Below are 17,171 nucleotides of genomic sequence, written 5' to 3' on the forward strand. Positions count from 1 at the left end.
GACTGTCTGTTAAAAGGGCAATCTTTTTATGTGTCATGGATTGTCACTTGGTCGATATGATCAACTTCCACCAGATCAACAACAATCATCTCCGTTTTTGCTGTCGGTATGTTTTTTCCAACATAATCTGCGCGAATCGGCAGTTCACGATGGCCTCGATCAACAAGTACGGCCAGTTGAATCAGGCCGGGTCTCCCGAAATCGATGAGGGCATCCATTCCTGCCCGGACTGTTCTTCCGGTGTACAAGACATCATCAACTAAGACAACGGTTTTATTATGTATATCAACCGGAATAGCCGAACCTAAAACTTCCGGTTCTTTATCCTTTGTTTTGATAGATAAATCATCCCGATACAAAGTAATATCCAATTCGCCAACCGGTACATTTTTTCCTTCAATTTGGTTAATCTTTTCAGCCAACCTTCTTGCCAAGAATATGCCGCGTGTACGAATTCCTACAAGGACAACATCTTCAATCCCTTTATTTCTTTCAATGATTTCATGAGCGATCCGGGTTAATGCTCTTCGGATTGCTTGCTCATCCAAAACAATTGCTTTTTGCAATCTGCTCCCCTCCATTGTTTATGGAACATTCGCGTGATCCATTTCCGTTTCAATAAAAAACTCCTGCCAAAGAGAGCAGGAGAATAAACAGTTTCTTTTTTAAAAAAATAATCCGTTCCCTTCTCAGACTCTCTGGACTGATTTAAAGGTGCTATTCAGTTCTGTTATGATCATAAAATGAATTTCCGATTTTGTCAATGGCGAAAAAGATAATTATTTATTAAAAACATTAAGTGTTGACCTGACCAGTGGATCAATTCCCCGTTACAAGTTCATCCGTAATTGTTCTAAAAGCGCTAGAAATTCCTGGGGCAATGGTGCACGAAATTCCATATATTCCTTTTTTCTCGGATGAATAAAGCCAAGAACCCCGGCATGGAGTGCCTGTCCATCAATTTCTAAAGTTTTTCTTGGTCCATATTTCGGGTCACCGGCGAGCGGATAACCGATATATTTCATATGAACCCGGATTTGATGGGTTCTGCCTGTTTCCAGTTCACATTCAATATGCGTATAGTCTTGAAAACGTTCAATCACACGGAAATGGGTGACGGCATGTTTTCCATTATCGACCACTGCCATTTTTTGTCGATCATTTTTATCCCGTCCAATCGGTGCGTCCACCGTTCCGTAATCATGCGGAATAACGCCGTGAACTATCGCTTCATATTTCCTTGTTACCGACTTTTCAACGAGTTGTTCGACTAAACACTCATGGGCAAAATCATTTTTTGCAACCATCAGTAAACCGGATGTATCTTTATCAATACGATGGACAATTCCCGGTCGCATCACTCCATTAATACCGGACAAATCTTTACAATGAGCAAGCAGCCCGTTGACAAGTGTTCCGGTTACATGGCCCGGTGCCGGATGAACGACCATTCCACGCGGTTTATTAACAACAAGAACATCCGAATCTTCATAGTAAATATCTAAATTCATTTCTTCCGGTTCAACATTTAATGGAACAGGATCCGGCACATTGATGACCAGTTTGTCGCCAGTTTCGCATTTATAATTGGCTTTTGGTTTATTACCATTAACCGACACAACACCATCTTTAATCCATTCCTGCACTTGCGTCCGGGACCAATCTTCTTCAAGAGATGTTATCAATTTATCAATTCTTTCACCCGCTTGATCTTCACGGACAATGTGCAAAATCTTTTCCATATTATTGCTCCTTTTTTTCTTTACGTTCTTCTAAAAACATGACAATTATTAATAATATAACCCCGATGGTTAAAGAAGAGTCAGCAATATTAAAAATCGGGAAGTCATAACCGAATATTTTTACATCAATAAAATCAACGACTTCTTTGCGAAACAAACGGTCAATGAAGTTGCCAACAGCTCCTCCTAACATGAAGGCCAATGAGATACTATATAGCGGTTTTCCTTTCGCATATTTTTGCAAATAATAAATGATAAAAATGACTACAATGACGGTGATGAGGTAAAAGAACCACATCTGCCCTTGTAAAATGCCCCAAGCGGCACCACGATTTCGGTGTGATGTTATGTAAAATAAATTTTCGATAACAGGGATACTTTCACCAAGATCCATAAATTTAACGATCATCCATTTCGTCAATTGATCGAAACCGATAATGATGATTGAAAGCAAATAATACAGCAATGCACGCCCTCCAAACTCTAGATAGACTCTTTTTGCATTGTAGCATAAAAGAACATTTTTTGCATTTACCGTTGGAATTTTTTTATTTACTGGGTATAAAAATGTTTATACACAAAAAAGACAGGACATATAGTTATGCCTGTCAAAAGGGAAAAACCGGTTTTTTTAAATATTTCAGTAATGTTTTCATTTCACTTAAGGAACGAACGGTTGGTTGAAAAGTTAAAAATTCAACTGGGATTGGGTGCCCTGTTTCTTCACAAACGCCATAATGACCGGTTTCAATTTTTTCTATTGTCGCAATTAAATCTGACAGTTCTTCCTCGGCCATTTGTTTTACTTGAGGTGACAATTCATGATTGTTAAGGTGCTCTTCTAAATCAATTTTCATTGCAACAATTTCATTATAAAGATCATGTAGCGATTGACTCAAGGAATGTACCCTCCCATCCGTGATCCAATTTCTAATTGTTATTGTATGTTTATTATTACCGATTGTTCCTTTCTGACGGCTATAACTATTTTCTATTTCATTAAATACAAGGTAGAAATGTAAAAATCTTTTTAAACAAGCAAAAAAAGGGAAGACAATTCTTCCCTTTTTTAGGTAAATCTGTTAATTAACTAAATGACTATAATGTTCTTCTACAATATTTGCACAGCGGGTACATAATGTCGGATGATGATGGTTATGACCGACATCCTTTGTCACTACCCAGCAACGTTCACAAGTTTCTCCTTCAGCTTTTGTTACGACAATGGCGGCCTTTTCCAATTTCAATGCATTACTTGGCGCTTCATCATAATGACCGGCCACTTCAAAATCAGAGACAATGAAAATTTGTCCAATATTTTCTGAAATGGAATCTAGTAATTGTTTTACATCATCGTGAACATATAAAGTAACTTTTGCTGTCAGTGACTTACCAATTATTTTTTCATTGCGAGCTTCTTCCAAAGCTTTTAACACGTCATCTCTTAATTTCATAAATTGCGACCATTTTTCTTCCAGTTGAACGGCATTTGGGTATTCTTTATATTCCGGCAGGTCGGTCAGTTGGATACTTTCTTCCTCAACACCTTTTATATATGCCCATACTTCATCGGCTGTATGTGCCAAAATCGGCGCTAACATTTTTGTTAAAGATACGAGACATTCATAGATGACCGTTTGCATGGAACGACGAATCGGGTTATTTTCTGCTTCAATATAAAGAACATCTTTGGCAAAATCTAAGTAGAATGAACTTAAGTCAATCGTGAAAAATTTGTTCATATCATGGTAAATTTCCATGAAGTTATATGTTTCATATGCATGCCGTACTTTTTTCACGAGATTGTTTAATTTTACCAGTATATATTGGTCAACTTCACGTAAGTTTTCATATGGAACTGTATGCTGCTTCGGATCAAAATCAGCTGTTGTTCCGAGCATGAATCGAAGCGTATTGCGAATCTTCCTGTACACTTCAGACACTTGTTTAAAATTATCCATAAATACTTTGACATCTGCCGTATAATCCACAGAAGCGACCCATAATCGCAAAATATCGGCACCGAATTGCTTTGTCACCTGATCAGGAACAATGGTATTTCCGATGGACTTTGACATCTTTTTGCCTTCCGCATCGACAGTAAACCCGTTTGATACAACTCCTTTATATGGTGCAACACCGTTAACCGCAACACTGATAATCAGACTAGAGTTAAACCAGCCACGGTATTGGTCGGAACCTTCCAAATAAATATCTGCCGGAAATTGAAGTTCTTCACGAGTTCTTAATACACCATGATGAGAGGAACCGGAATCAAACCAAACGTCCATAATATCATTTTCTTTTGTAAATAAACCGTTCGGACTGCCCGGATGACTGAATCCTTCAGGTAGAAGGTCTTTCGCTTCTCTTTCAAACCAAATATTGGATCCATGTTGTTCGAATAGGCTTGCAACATGTTCAATCGTTTTTTCGGTAATAATCGGTTCACCATTTTCCGCATAAAATACCGGAATTGGTACACCCCAAACCCGCTGTCTTGAAATACACCAGTCACCGCGATCACGAATCATATTATACAGTCTTGTTTCGCCCCATTTATTATACCAATTCACTTGATGGATTTCTTTTAACAGTTGTTCACGAATTGGATCAATGGATGCAAACCATTGCGGTGTTGCTCGGAAAATAACCGGTTTTTTCGTCCGCCAATCATGCGGATACGAGTGGGTAAGGAATGATAATTTAAGTAATGCGCCAACTTCTTCCAGCTTTTTCGTAATATGCTTGTTTGCCTCTTCGTAAAACAATCCTTCAAAGCCGGGTGCTTCTTCGGTCATGCAACCTTTGTCATCGACGGGACTGAGTACATCAAGATTATATTTTTGACCAACATAGAAGTCATCTTCCCCATGACCGGGAGCGGTATGAACGCAACCGGTACCGGCATCGGTTGTAACATGTTCACCCAACATAACAAGCGAATCACGATCATAAAACGGATGTTTCGCTAAAACATATTCTAAGTCAGAACCTTTGACCGTTTTCAAGACTTGATAATCTGTCCAGTCTAATTCTTCACTGACGGACTTCAATAAGTCTTCGGCGACTACGAACTTCCTGTTTCCTACGTTGACTACAACATATTGCAGATGTGGATGAACAGAGATCCCTAAGTTGGCCGGAATGGTCCATGGCGTTGTCGTCCAAATAACGATTTCTGTATCCGAGTCAAGCACCCCTTTGCCGTCTTTAATCGGGAATGCCACATAGATGGATGGTGATTTGATATCTTTATATTCAATTTCTGCTTCAGCTAATGCCGATTCCGATGACGGTGACCAATATACCGGTTTTAATCCTTTATAAATTAATCCTTTTTTCGCCATTTCACCGAAAACACGAATTTGTTGTGCTTCAAATGAATGGTGTAAAGTTAAATACGGATGTTCCCAATCACCGCGTACACCCAATTTTTTAAAGCCGGTCCGTTGAATATCGACTTGTTCATAAGCATATTGCTCACAAAGTTTACGAAATTCAACAACGGACAGTTCTTTTCTTTTCACACCTTTTTTTGTCAATTCTTGTTCAATTGGCAAGCCATGGGTATCCCACCCCGGAACATACGGAGCATCGTAGCCCATCATGGACCGGGAACGAACAATAAAATCTTTTAAAACTTTATTTAAAGCATGACCCATGTGTAGACTGCCGTTTGCATATGGTGGTCCGTCATGAAGAATGAATTTTGGACGTCCTTTTGTCCGTTCTTGAACCTTTTTATAAATATCCATTTCTTCCCAGCGTGCTTGAATTTCCGGTTCTTTTTTCGGCAAATTTCCACGCATTGGAAAATCAGTTTTCGGCATTAATAATGTATCTTTATAATCCAATGAAATTGCCCTCCTTAATACGAATTTTGGTAACAGTGTTAACCAGTTTTGGTAAGAATAATCATTTTGGCTATAAAGTAAAATAAAAAAGCCTTCACATCCCTGTATATGGGACGAGAAAGCTTTCCCGCGGTACCACCCAAATAGACAAAGAGAAAAGACGTTCTTTGTCCGCTCATTTTATAACGTGAAACACGCCCACCCTTACTATTCAATTTCAGAGCAGGAACTCCGGGGTGATTTTCCAATTTCCCTTTTTAATCGAGCTTCCACCATCCTCGACTCGCTGGATAAAAGCAGAAAAATTGTACTGTCCCCTTCATTGTTTGTAAATAATATGAGAATATTTTATGGATATAAGGAATTATATGCAAATATGGTGATAGAAGTCAATAACAATTTGCATAAATCCAGTTATTTTTAGAGGAAATCCAAAAAGTCCGGGAAAAACAGCCGTCGTTTTCCTTTTTCTTTTATATGAAAAACAGAAGCTCAGGTACTCAGAGGTCCTTGATTCCCTGATCTTCTTGGCTCTCCCCATTTAAGCAATTACTTAATAACGATATCCTCCTCAGCCGACTTTAATTCGGTTGCGTCCACATTAAACTCCATTAATTGTTCCCAATCGTTTGAATTGATCATATCCAGTTGGGCTTCAATCAATAATTTAAATCGATTGCGGAATACTTTTGATTGTTTTTTCAAATCTTCAATTTCTAAGGCTATTTTTCTGGCTTTTGAGAGAGCTTCATTAACAATTCGATCCGCGTTCTTTTCAGCCTCGCGAATGATTAACTTCGCCTCTTTTTGCGCACTGCCTTTTACTTCTTCCGCGGCCTCTTGAGCAACAACGATTGATTTATTCAATGTTTCTTCAATGGAACTAAAATGCTTTAATTTTTCCTCTAATTCTTTGACTCGATTTTCTAATTCGCGTTTTTCTCGAATGATTATTTCATAGTCTTTTATCACTTGATCTAAAAATTCATTCACTTCATCTTCATCATACCCACGAAAGGTTTTGGCAAATTCCTTATTATGTATATCCAACGGCGTTAACGGCATCATGCCACCTCCAAATAAAAATCAGAAAATACGGTTGTCTTTTATTATACACTAAGTTTCGACAGATTGCGGGAAAAATCCTGCCAAAAATAAATTTTTATTTCATTTTTCCTAAAGTGATTTTCCACTTATCCCGTTTTGTTTTATCTCCAACCGTAATTAATCGAATTCTCCCTATGCCTCTTGCCGAAATGAGATCGCCTTCTTTCAAAGGAAAAGAAGGAGAATCAACAGTTGTCCAATTTACTTTAACTAACCCTTGTCCAATTAATGTTTGCACTTTCTGCCTTGACATGCGACCGGCTTGCGATAGAACCGTATCAAGTCTAAGGGATGAAACAGTCACGGAATGTTCCGTCATCAATTCATCAGTCACTATACTTTCTGACAAAGGCTTTACCTGCAGTTGGATTTTTGTCTTTCCTACAGTCATATAATTTGTACGAATATAATCAGCTACTTCACTGGCAGAGAAAAATTGAATTTGTTTATTTTTGATGAGAATATCTCCATACTTTCCCCTTGATAAGCCAAGGCTCATTAAACTCCCTAAAATTTCAGGGTGCGTGAGTGTTACAAATTTTTCCGGGTAAATGATTTCAAACAAAGTGATTTGAAAATCTTCCTCTGCCGGTTCATAGTAATCCGGATGAAGAAAAGCCCGGCAACGTTCAGATTGTTTTTCGCCGCCAAAAAATTGAACTCTACAGCTTCTCTCTTTTCCGATAATTGATTGAACAATATATTGCTCTCTAGGGTCTAAAAAATCGGTCAGTTTTCCTGCATAATTTTTATCAACATAGTCTATCCAATTCAGTACTTGATCAATAAATTCTTTTTCTTCCTGACGAAAATGCTGATATATTGACATAACTTCTCCTTATTTCAAGATGTATCATTGATGATAGATAACTAAATCCATGTTTGGATCGAATTTAAACCGACTTGGGCTAATTGTAAAACAAATAACGCAACAATTGGTGAAAAATCGAACATGCCAATAGGCGGGATAAATTTTCGAAACTGCTCCAAATATGGTTCACAAATACTTCCAAGGAATTGACCGATTTGTGACTCCCTCGCTCCGGGAATCCAAGACATGAAAATATAAATGAGTAAAGCATAAAAATAAATGTTAAATACAGAATGAATAATATCAAAAATGATTGACATAATTTCTTTTACCACCTCGTGTCTTCAAAATTATTGTTGATAAAAGCGTCGGAAATCGCACCGGTTACTTCCACATTATCCGGTGTGCATAACACAATATATGAACCGATTTTTTGGATTTCGCCACCGATGGCGTAAACGGTGCCGCTTAAAAAATCGACAATTCTTCGCGCTTCTGTTTTTTCGACTCTCTGCAAATTAACAACAACGGTTCTGCGATTTTTTAAATGATCAGCAATTTCTTGAGCATCATTAAAAACTCGCGGTTCAACTAAAACGAGCTTTGAGGAACTTTTTATACTTTGTAAACTGACAACGTTTTTCTTTTGTTGTTGGAAGCGCGGCGTTCCGGTGGTATTTTCATATTCTACCGGTTCATCATACTCCGCTTCGTATTCGTCTTCATAATTATCATCTAAGAAAAACCATGTTTTGAATTTCGACTTTATACCCAAAATTCTTCACCTCCCGATTTACTCACCGACCAAAGATGTACCGATTCGAACAAATGTCGCCCCTTCTTCAACGGCAATTTCATAATCATTAGACATCCCCATAGATAATTCTGTACAAGGGGCATAAGGTATTTTCAGATTTTGAATTTCATCCTGAAGCTGTTTTAAGGAACGGAAACAGTTCCTCAATATTTGTTCGTCTTTAATATATGGTGCCATTGTCATTAAACCGACAATTTCAATATTTGAATACATTGCTAATTGCTGGATAAACGGAAGAACTTCTTTAGGTGGCAATCCATGTTTCGATTCTTCCCCGCTTACATTCACTTGAACAAAGCAAGGTATCTTTCTGTTGGCCCGTTTATAAATCTCTTCAGCTAATGAAAGCCGATCAAGGGAATGAATATAGTCAACTTTATCAATAATCTTTTTCACTTTCCTTGTTTGCAATGTTCCGATAAAGTGCCAAATCGGTTGATTCCCTAAAACTTCATATTTTTTCAGCAATTCTTGATCGCGATTTTCCCCTAAATGAATAATTCCTGCTTTCAAAGCCTCTTGAGCGCGTTCAATCGTCACATATTTTGTTACGGCGATAATCGTTACTTCTTCCGGATCTCGCCCTACTTTTTCGCAAGCTTTCGCAATTTTTTCTGTGATGATTTGTAAATTACTTTCAACGCTTTTCAATGTTTATGCCTCCCTGATTCCAATAAAACCTATCATTCGACCTGTTTGTCCTTTATCGCGGCGATGGGAATAAAAATAAGTTTGGTCACAGCTGGAACAAAGACCGGATACTTGAATATTGTCGGGCAAAATCCCTTCATTTTCTAACAAGGCTTGATTTAATGCTTTTAAATCGATTTGATATTGACTTTTTTCTACTTGAGTATAAAAACGTTGTACAGCGTTTAGCGGAAGTTTTTCAACTTGATCTATAATTTTATTATCTACAATATAGCATTGATTGCAAATGGAAGGACCAATGGTTACGAATATTTTTTCCACGGGAATTTCACGACTTCTCCACTGTTCAATGAGTGAATGGCTTATATTTTTTACCGTACCTTTCCAACCAGCATGAACAATTCCAAAAAGTCCATACTTTGGTGCAAAAAAATAGATAGGTACACAATCTGCAAAGCAAAGAGCAAGTAAAGTATCCCCTTTATCTGTATAGATCCCATCACAATCTTTTAAACTATCTCCATAAGATTCAGATCCTTTTCCCAAATCTGTTTCTGCAATGTACTGTACATTCGAACCGTGGGTTTGTTCGCAGCACACCCAATTGGAAATGGGAAAATTGATTTTTTTTGCAAATTGGTTTCGGTTAAAAACGACTTTAGCGTTATCATCGCCAACATGTAGTCCCATATTATTATTAAAATACGGGCCATTGCTTATTCCGCCCATTTTCGTTGTAAATCCCGCAAAAATTCTCGGGTTTATTTTTTGCCAATTTTTAATTAAAAAATATGAATCATCCATTAGATGGAACGGTTCAGTCATATGATTCCCTCATCTCTTCACATCACACAATACATATTTCAGTTTATCATACTATTCGTTCAAAATTAAGCAATTGTTTCTAATATTACTGTTCTTTTCTCACAGAATAAAATACAAATGATTAATTTTAGGTTCGTTTTATTAACTAGCCTAAAGCGACAGATGACTTGTGCTTTTTTTTTAAAACAAAAAAAAGCCACCTTTTAAAGGAGGCTTACTGAATATTTTTTGCCACAACTTTAATGGCTGCTTTCTCAAGACGAGAAACTTGCGCTTGTGAAATACCGATTTCTTCTGCGACTTCCATCTGTGTTTTTCCTTGGAAGAACCTTTTTTTCAAGATCATTTTTTCCCGCTCATTTAAACGGCGCATCCCCTCTTTTAATGCTATTTCATCAATCCAATTGGAATCTTTATTTTTTTCATCGCTTAATTGGTCCATTACATAAATCGGATCTCCACCATCATTGTATATCGGTTCAAATAAGGAAACCGGGTCTTGAATCGCATCTAAAGCAAAGACGATTTCTTCTTGAGGAACACCTAACTCTTTGGCAATTTCCTCAGCCGTCGGTTCCTTCGATGTTTCAGCAATTAACCGTTCGCGGATTTGTAACGATTTATACGCAATATCACGCAATGACCGGGAGACTCGGATCGGGTTATTATCCCGAAGATACCGGCGAATTTCCCCAATAATCATTGGAACTGCATAGGTGGAGAATCGAACATTTTGACTCAAATCAAAATTATCAATTGATTTCATTAATCCGATACAGCCAACTTGAAACAAATCATCGACATACTCACCACGATTATTAAATCGTTGAATCACACTTAAAACTAATCGCAAATTTCCGTTAATTAATTTTTCCCTGGCGTACAAATCGCCATTTTGCATTTCCTTAAATAATTCCCTCATTTCTTCATTTTTTAAAACCGGAAGTTTGGATGTATCTACACCACAGATTTCAACTTTGTTACGCATAAGTTTTCCCTCCTCCGAGGAATGCTTTTACAAAATTCAGTATCTCCCTGGGAAGGAAAAATATGCACTGTAACAAATGAGTGATTTTTCGATAAACTTCCTATCCTTGATAAATAAAGGAAACTAGCGAAAAATATTTTTCAAAAATAATATTAAACCATTTTTTCAAACTCTTTCCTCAATCTTTTGAATATTCTCTTTTCCAATCTTGAAATATAGGATTGTGATATACCTAACATGTCGGCAACATCTTTTTGTGTTTTTTCCTCGCCTCCTACCAGACCAAAGCGCAATTCCATAATTTGCTTTTCACGATCGGATAATGTATGTAAAGCTTTCATTAGCAGTTTTCGATCGACACGCGCTTCCAAATCTTTCGTGATAATATCATTTTCTGTTCCAAGCACGTCTGATAGAAGGAGTTCGTTCCCGTCCCAATCAATATTTAATGGTTCATCGAAAGAAACCTCTGAGCGCACTTTATTGTTTCTCCGTAAATACATTAATATTTCGTTCTCAATACAGCGTGAAGCATACGTGGCTAATTTAATCTTTTTTTCCGGATTAAACGTATTGACCGCTTTTATTAATCCAATGGTGCCAATACTAATTAGATCTTCAATATTAATGCCCGTATTTTCAAATTTTTTTGCAATATAAACGACGAGCCGTAAATTTCTTTCAATTAACAGCGAACGGGCTGTTTCATCCCCTTTAGGAAGTTTATTGATTAAAATCTCTTCCTCTTCTTTGGAAAGTGGTGGCGGAAGAGCTTCACTGCCTCCGATATAATAGATTTCATCGGTTTTTAACTTTAGTTTCTTTAACAACTTGTTCCAATAATAGTAAAAATGAAATTTCAATTTTTTCATGACCATTCCCCTCTCTAACATAGCCACTTGATTAAAGCAACGAAACGTGCTTGAACGAATTGAACTCACTTGACTTTGTCTATGATCATTACCATCAGGAAACTTGTTCGTGATGCGATTGTGCTAAAATTTTTGGATGAATGATACAATCAAAACGATCATCAGCGGATAGTGTTTGATTGATAAATGCCAACAAAAGCCGGTTTGTTTGATAAATCTTTTTGTCAACGCGAATAACAACTTTGTCCGGTTTAACAGCAGCCAGAAGCAAATTGTCTTTACCAACAACCCGATATGGAATGATGGAAATTTTATTCATCCATTCCGATGGTAATTCATTTTCCTTCCAAAGTTGATGAACATCTTCAAAAACCGCTAAAACCTCTTTTGGAAAGAAACCGGCTGTTTTTCTTAGTGAGACAATTAAAACCGGTTTTTTTGTCAAAGGATCATATAATTGATTTCCACTGTCTACCAGCCCCCTTAATTGTTTTGTTTGATTGTTAATTGAGATTTCAACATCCACAAGATTTTCATACTCTATTTTGACAGTTTCCCATTTATCAAAAGTATCCTTTGAAAAAAAATAAAGTATTGGAAATCCAATGATGACAAACAACCAACTGATCGGATCCCCAAAGCCCCGGATATTAGTTAAAAATAAAGCATTTGCTGCGTTATATTGGAAACTAAATAAATAATGCAAACCAATTAGCGCTCCCCCAATCGCAAAAGTGAGTAAATAAAATGCAGATAAATTGGTAAAGAAAAAACGCATTCGCTTGAAACCAAAAGCAATCCATACCATCAGTACTGAAATTGCTATTTTAAAAAGAGGAGAAAAAAACAAAGCAGCATTCGTTATAAAGGGAGCAAACACGATAATCGAGCCAATCAAACCACCAAAAAAAATTTTCCGTTTTCGAATTTTTCTTTTTAATATAACACCGGTCAATGATAAGAGCATGCTATCAAACAAAAAATTTAAAAGCCAAATAATATCTAAATATAAGGTCAACCCCTCATTCCCCTTTTCTCCAAAGAACGGAATTACTTAGCCCTAGTAAAAAGGCGGCTCTCTAGTATTTTTATGTTATGGAAAAGTATAGCACTGCCTCTCGTAAAAGTGTGTCGCTTTTTGACCGTAAAATTTAAGAAGTTTTCAGGAATTTTCTCCGATTTTGTCAAAAGAATCGGAATGATCTTTTTCGATTATTACGAAAGGAGAAATTTTGTTATTGCAGCCTGTCCTTGAAGTGAAACAATAAAACGAATCCGAGGTTTTCACAAAAATTTTTCTATAAGAAAAGCGCAGAGCGCCCGCTTAGCGACGTACAAACTGGAGCGCCCCGCAATGAGATAAAGGAAACACGGCGAGGGACGAGCCGATGTTGACTTATCGTAGTGGAGGGGAGTGAAGTTTGCTAGTCGCTGGCGCTCGGAGCTAGACAATAAAACTAATCCCGAGTTATTTACCTGTATTTTTATACTTTCTTATACTATAAAGAAAACTCGGTGACTGCCGAGCCTTTAGGTGAGAGCAGAGCCGCAAGAGCACTTATGCGTTAGGAAAGTAGAAATTAAAAAATTTCTACTTTCCTATTAGCTAAAAAAGCTGTTCTCGAAAAGCAGCTCCCTTACAGATTTTCTAAAAAATTCTGTAAAGCATGAGTTGCTGCGTTTCAAGAACAGCCTTATATTTTTTCTTTATATCTTTGAGTAACAGCTAAATATCAGATTCGATTATTTCTGTTTCTCAAAAATGTAGGAATATCCAGTAAATCTTCCTGTGTGCTGGAATTTGTTCGAGTTGGTTCTTGATGTTTTTCTTCTCGAACCGGTGTCTCGCGATTTTGTTTTTGATGTGTTTGGTTTGTATTAAGGTTCTTGTTATGACTATGAGTTGGTCGGGTTGGTTTATTTTGATCGTTTTCTTCCCTAAATCCGGTTGCAATTACCGTAACAACAATTTCATCATTCAAATTTTCATTAATGACAGAACCAAAAATCATGTTCACTTCTTGATCAGATGCAGAGGCAACGATATCGGCAGCTTCCTGTACTTCATACAAACTCAAATTCATTCCACCCGTTATGTTCATTAGAACTCCTTGAGCACCATCAATCGATGTTTCCAGTAAAGGAGAAGATATAGCTTTTTTAGCGGCTTCTTGAGCACGGCTTTCACCAGAGGCAATACCGATTCCCATAAGAGCGGATCCTTTATTGGACATAATGGTTTTCACATCGGCAAAGTCGAGATTAATGAGACCAGGAGTGGTAATTAAGTCAGAAATACCTTGAACACCTTGACGTAAGACATTATCAGCCTCTTTAAAAGCTTCTAACATCGGTGTGCTCTTGTCCACAATTTCAAGAAGACGGTCGTTCGGAATAACAATTAATGTGTCAACGGCTTCTTTCATCGAAGTAATCCCATTGGCAGCTTGCGTAGCCCGTTTTTTCCCTTCAAAGCTGAACGGACGAGTAACAACACCGACAGTTAAAGCACCTAATTCTTTTGCAATACTGGCAATTATAGGCGCCGCACCAGTTCCGGTTCCACCGCCCATTCCTGCCGTGACAAAGACCATATCTGCCCCTTTAATCACTTCTTCAATTTGTTCTTTACTCTCTTCAGCGGCTTTCTTCCCAACTTCCGGATTTGCACCCGCTCCAAGACCACGGGTTAATTTGGAGCCAATTTGCAGTTTTATTTCCGCTTTTGAAAGATTCAAAGCTTGGGCATCTGTATTGACAGCGATAAATTCAACCCCCTGGACGCCGTGTTCGATCATGCGATTGACTGCATTGTTTCCGCCGCCACCAACACCAATTACTTTAATTGTTGCTAATTGGTCTACGTATGTTTCAAAATCCAACATGCAAAATCCTCCTAATTCAAATTACTTAAACCTATGCATTTATTCAAAAAAAGAACCAAGAAATCTTTTCATTTTACTAGCTAATTTTTCTTCATGTAAATTTGAATTTTTCCCTTTGGCAGGTTGCTGTTTCACTGTTCTTTTATCCTTCTGTTCCATTGGCATAACGACCGAATCTAGAAATCTTCCTTGTAATCTCGCATTCTTATAAAAATATTTGATCATACCAACTGCAGTCGCATACTGTGGTTCTCGCACCCCTATATAGTCAGGGATTGCGATTCGGACACGGTTTTGAAAAATCGCTTGGGCAAGTTCTGCCAGCCCTTGCATATTGGCGACTCCTCCGGTTATCACATACCCCCCGGGCAAATAATCTACGCCCATTTTTCTCAGTTCATCTTGAACGAAATCAAAAATTTCGGCAACCCTTGCTTCAATAATTTCAGCGAGTTCAAGCTGTGTAAACTGTTGTTTTTGGTTCGTACCGATGATCGGAAGTTCAAATACTTCATCAACAGAAGCATGGTCATAAAAAGCATGTCCATGTTTTAATTTTACCTTTTCAGCATCTTCTGTTGTAGTTCTTAATACAATAGAAATGTCTTTCGTAATATGGTCACCGCCGACGGGTAAAAGGCAAGTGCCTTTCATGTATCCATCTTCAAATACAGTCACCGTTGTGGAGCCCCCGCCAATATCAATTAGCGCAGAACCAAGATTTTTTTCATCTTTGGATAAAGCTATCTCACCGGATGCAAGTGGCTGAAGAACGATATCAATAATTTCAAGTCCTGCTTTTTCCACACATCTGAGAATATTCAATAGCAATGTTTTTGATCCAGTAACTAAAAATCCTTCCATTTCTAAGCGTACACCGATCATTCCACGGGGGTCATTAATTTCATCCTGTGAATCAACAATAAATTGTTTTTTTACAATATTGATGATTTCCCGATCCGGCGGGATTGACATGACTTGAGCCGCATCCACCACCCTTGCCACGTCTTCATTTGTAATCTCCCTGTTTTCTCCATTAACAGCAACGACACCATGACAATCCAATAAGTCAACATGGTGAGCAGGGATACCAACAATCACTTGACGAATCTCCATACCAATCATCCGCTCTGCCTGTTCAACAGCACGTTTTATTGATTGGACTGTATTATCAATATCGACAATCGAGCCTTTTTTCAGACCTTCTGACTTTACATTACCGACGCCGATAATATTTAATACATCATTAACCATTTCCCCAATAATCACTTTGACCGTGGATGTACCGATGTCTAAACTTACAAAAATATCATTGCTGTTCATCTGTGGCACCTCCTCCTACTTTTCATTGAACAACAACAAGTTCCAAATAATGGAAAAAGTGTATACTTACTATAAAATACTGCTGTTTTAATTGGAAGTATTTCATATAAAGTGAAAAACCTGAATGATTTATTTAAGATATTCGCTATTTTTCACCGATTTTCCTTTAATTTTAACTTTCTTTTTCATTTTTTCTTTTCTGATCCCATTTGGTCAATAAAATTCTTCTAATCACAGCTATATTTTGAAATAGCCTAACACCAAAAGCAAATACTGCTGCTAAATACAAGTCTACACCAAGATGGACGCCAAGGAAAGCTAAACTTGCAGCTAAAATTATATTAAAAAAGAACCCTGAAACAAAGATTTTTTCATTGAATAAATTTTGCAATTGGGCTCTAATTCCTCCGATTAATGTATCAAGGGCAGCCAGAACAGCAATAGATAAATAGTTTTGATATTCATGCGGGACACTCATATCAGTTAATAAACCTAAAGTTATTCCGATTACCAATCCTAAAACGGGGAGCCACATAATCTTATTTCCTTTCTTCTTTCACAGTTTGCATATGATTAACGGAAACACTACTACTATAGGCAGGAATTATGATTTCCTCCTGAGGTTCTGATATCGATACCTTCAAATTATCAATAAAAAAATCATCGGGAACGGTTGAAATCTGCATCTGATTGTAAAGTTTTTTTACTGTCTCATGATCATTTGCAATGATCTTAATCTCTAAAGGAAATTTTCGAAGGGGGTAGCCATCGACTTTTGTCTCACCTTGTATATTACGAATGGTTGTTGTTGATATGATTCGTTGATCCGCAATAGATATCGCTTTAGCTCCATACATATTCAATTCATTGATTAATTTTCTTAATACATCGGGTGATATGTATACTTTACTCTGACCGGGAGTAATGTATTCATAGGCAGGCGTTATAGATAGGATAATCCCCGGACCGGAAATTTCTTTCAAACCGGCCTCTTTTTTAAGTTCATTCAATGTGTCTTGTAAAACTTGTCCATTACGATTATGCCTTTCTGTTTCGTATTGAGCAATTTTATCTTCAGACTGACGAATTTGTTGATGAAAATAAGTCTCCAATTCCTTTTCGGACAAATATTGCTGACGCAGTTCCCATAAATCACTCGTATCATCAGCTAAATTGTTTTCTTGACGAGTCGTATTGAATTGAATCGCTAGCATAAACCCTGCCAATATGGTTATCAAAAAGAACATTATTTTATTTTTCTTCTTCATGGATCACCATACTTTCTATATTTCC

18 protein-coding genes and 1 other annotated feature are annotated in these 17,171 nt (G+C 37.3%); all 18 genes read right to left on the minus strand.

The genetic code is table 11. From position 1 onward, the window contains the following. Positions 1 to 26: 26 nt before the first annotated feature. Positions 27 to 566 (minus strand): bifunctional pyr operon transcriptional regulator/uracil phosphoribosyltransferase PyrR, encoded by a 540-nt coding sequence (gene pyrR, locus LIZ98_RS01060; RefSeq protein ID WP_108897902.1) that lies wholly within the window; start codon positions 564 to 566, stop codon positions 27 to 29. Positions 567 to 830: 264 nt separating this feature from the next. Further along, positions 831 to 1,742: an RluA family pseudouridine synthase gene (locus LIZ98_RS01065; protein WP_108897901.1), complete on the minus strand. Its 912-nt coding sequence runs from the start codon at positions 1,740 to 1,742 to the stop codon at positions 831 to 833. A gap of 1 nt (position 1,743) precedes the next feature. Further along, on the minus strand, positions 1,744 to 2,208 hold the full coding sequence (gene lspA, locus LIZ98_RS01070) for a signal peptidase II (protein WP_227138716.1): 465 nt from the start codon (positions 2,206 to 2,208) through the stop codon (positions 1,744 to 1,746). Between the two features lie 142 nt (positions 2,209 to 2,350). Continuing rightward, on the minus strand, positions 2,351 to 2,641 hold the full coding sequence (locus tag LIZ98_RS01075) for a TraR/DksA C4-type zinc finger protein (RefSeq protein WP_051989057.1): 291 nt from the start codon (positions 2,639 to 2,641) through the stop codon (positions 2,351 to 2,353). 183 nt (positions 2,642 to 2,824) lie between these two features. After that, positions 2,825 to 5,599 (minus strand): isoleucine--tRNA ligase, encoded by a 2,775-nt coding sequence (ileS, locus tag LIZ98_RS01080; protein ID WP_227091154.1) that lies wholly within the window; start codon positions 5,597 to 5,599, stop codon positions 2,825 to 2,827. Positions 5,600 to 5,705: 106 nt separating this feature from the next. Next, positions 5,706 to 5,931: a binding site (T-box leader), on the minus strand. 217 nt (positions 5,932 to 6,148) lie between these two features. Beyond that, complete coding sequence (locus LIZ98_RS01085) at positions 6,149 to 6,664, minus strand: DivIVA domain-containing protein (protein WP_034769642.1); 516 nt, start codon at positions 6,662 to 6,664, stop codon at positions 6,149 to 6,151. A gap of 97 nt (positions 6,665 to 6,761) precedes the next feature. After that, complete coding sequence (locus LIZ98_RS01090) at positions 6,762 to 7,535, minus strand: YlmH family RNA-binding protein (protein ID WP_227138715.1); 774 nt, start codon at positions 7,533 to 7,535, stop codon at positions 6,762 to 6,764. Between the two features lie 41 nt (positions 7,536 to 7,576). Continuing rightward, complete coding sequence (locus LIZ98_RS01095; RefSeq protein ID WP_034769638.1) at positions 7,577 to 7,837, minus strand: YggT family protein; 261 nt, start codon at positions 7,835 to 7,837, stop codon at positions 7,577 to 7,579. Positions 7,838 to 7,845: 8 nt separating this feature from the next. After that, positions 7,846 to 8,292, minus strand: coding sequence for a cell division protein SepF (locus tag LIZ98_RS01100; protein WP_227138714.1), 447 nt, complete (start codon positions 8,290 to 8,292; stop codon positions 7,846 to 7,848). An 18-nt stretch (positions 8,293 to 8,310) separates the two neighbouring features. Next, positions 8,311 to 8,985, minus strand: a complete 675-nt coding sequence (locus tag LIZ98_RS01105) for a YggS family pyridoxal phosphate-dependent enzyme (RefSeq protein ID WP_227138713.1) — start codon at positions 8,983 to 8,985, stop codon at positions 8,311 to 8,313. 3 nt (positions 8,986 to 8,988) lie between these two features. Further along, positions 8,989 to 9,810 carry a peptidoglycan editing factor PgeF gene (pgeF, locus tag LIZ98_RS01110; protein WP_227138712.1) on the minus strand — a complete coding sequence of 274 codons (822 nt, stop codon included), beginning with the start codon at positions 9,808 to 9,810 and terminating at the stop codon, positions 8,989 to 8,991. A 214-nt stretch (positions 9,811 to 10,024) separates the two neighbouring features. Next, the gene (gene sigG / locus LIZ98_RS01115) at positions 10,025 to 10,798 is read right to left on the minus strand and encodes an RNA polymerase sporulation sigma factor SigG (protein ID WP_034769628.1); all 774 of its coding nucleotides are present in this window, start codon (positions 10,796 to 10,798) and stop codon (positions 10,025 to 10,027) included. 152 nt (positions 10,799 to 10,950) lie between these two features. Continuing rightward, on the minus strand, positions 10,951 to 11,670 hold the full coding sequence (gene sigE, locus LIZ98_RS01120) for an RNA polymerase sporulation sigma factor SigE (RefSeq protein WP_034769625.1): 720 nt from the start codon (positions 11,668 to 11,670) through the stop codon (positions 10,951 to 10,953). Between the two features lie 94 nt (positions 11,671 to 11,764). Continuing rightward, positions 11,765 to 12,688: a sigma-E processing peptidase SpoIIGA gene (spoIIGA, locus tag LIZ98_RS01125; RefSeq protein WP_041846650.1), complete on the minus strand. Its 924-nt coding sequence runs from the start codon at positions 12,686 to 12,688 to the stop codon at positions 11,765 to 11,767. A gap of 715 nt (positions 12,689 to 13,403) precedes the next feature. Then, positions 13,404 to 14,555 carry a cell division protein FtsZ gene (gene ftsZ, locus LIZ98_RS01130; RefSeq protein ID WP_034769620.1) on the minus strand — a complete coding sequence of 384 codons (1,152 nt, stop codon included), beginning with the start codon at positions 14,553 to 14,555 and terminating at the stop codon, positions 13,404 to 13,406. A 39-nt stretch (positions 14,556 to 14,594) separates the two neighbouring features. Then, positions 14,595 to 15,878 (minus strand): cell division protein FtsA, encoded by a 1,284-nt coding sequence (ftsA, locus tag LIZ98_RS01135; RefSeq protein WP_227138711.1) that lies wholly within the window; start codon positions 15,876 to 15,878, stop codon positions 14,595 to 14,597. Positions 15,879 to 16,050: 172 nt separating this feature from the next. Then, positions 16,051 to 16,413: a small basic family protein gene (locus LIZ98_RS01140; protein ID WP_034769618.1), complete on the minus strand. Its 363-nt coding sequence runs from the start codon at positions 16,411 to 16,413 to the stop codon at positions 16,051 to 16,053. A gap of 4 nt (positions 16,414 to 16,417) precedes the next feature. Further along, entirely contained in the window at positions 16,418 to 17,092 is a 675-nt protein-coding gene (locus LIZ98_RS01145) for a DUF881 domain-containing protein (protein ID WP_227202906.1), read from the minus strand. Between the last annotated feature and the right edge of the window lie 79 nt (positions 17,093 to 17,171).

Origin of the sequence: Caldibacillus sp. 210928-DFI.2.18 (assembly GCF_020554505.1) — a bacterium.
GTDB classification, from domain to species: Bacteria; Bacillota; Bacilli; order Bacillales; family Caldibacillaceae; genus Caldifermentibacillus; species Caldifermentibacillus hisashii.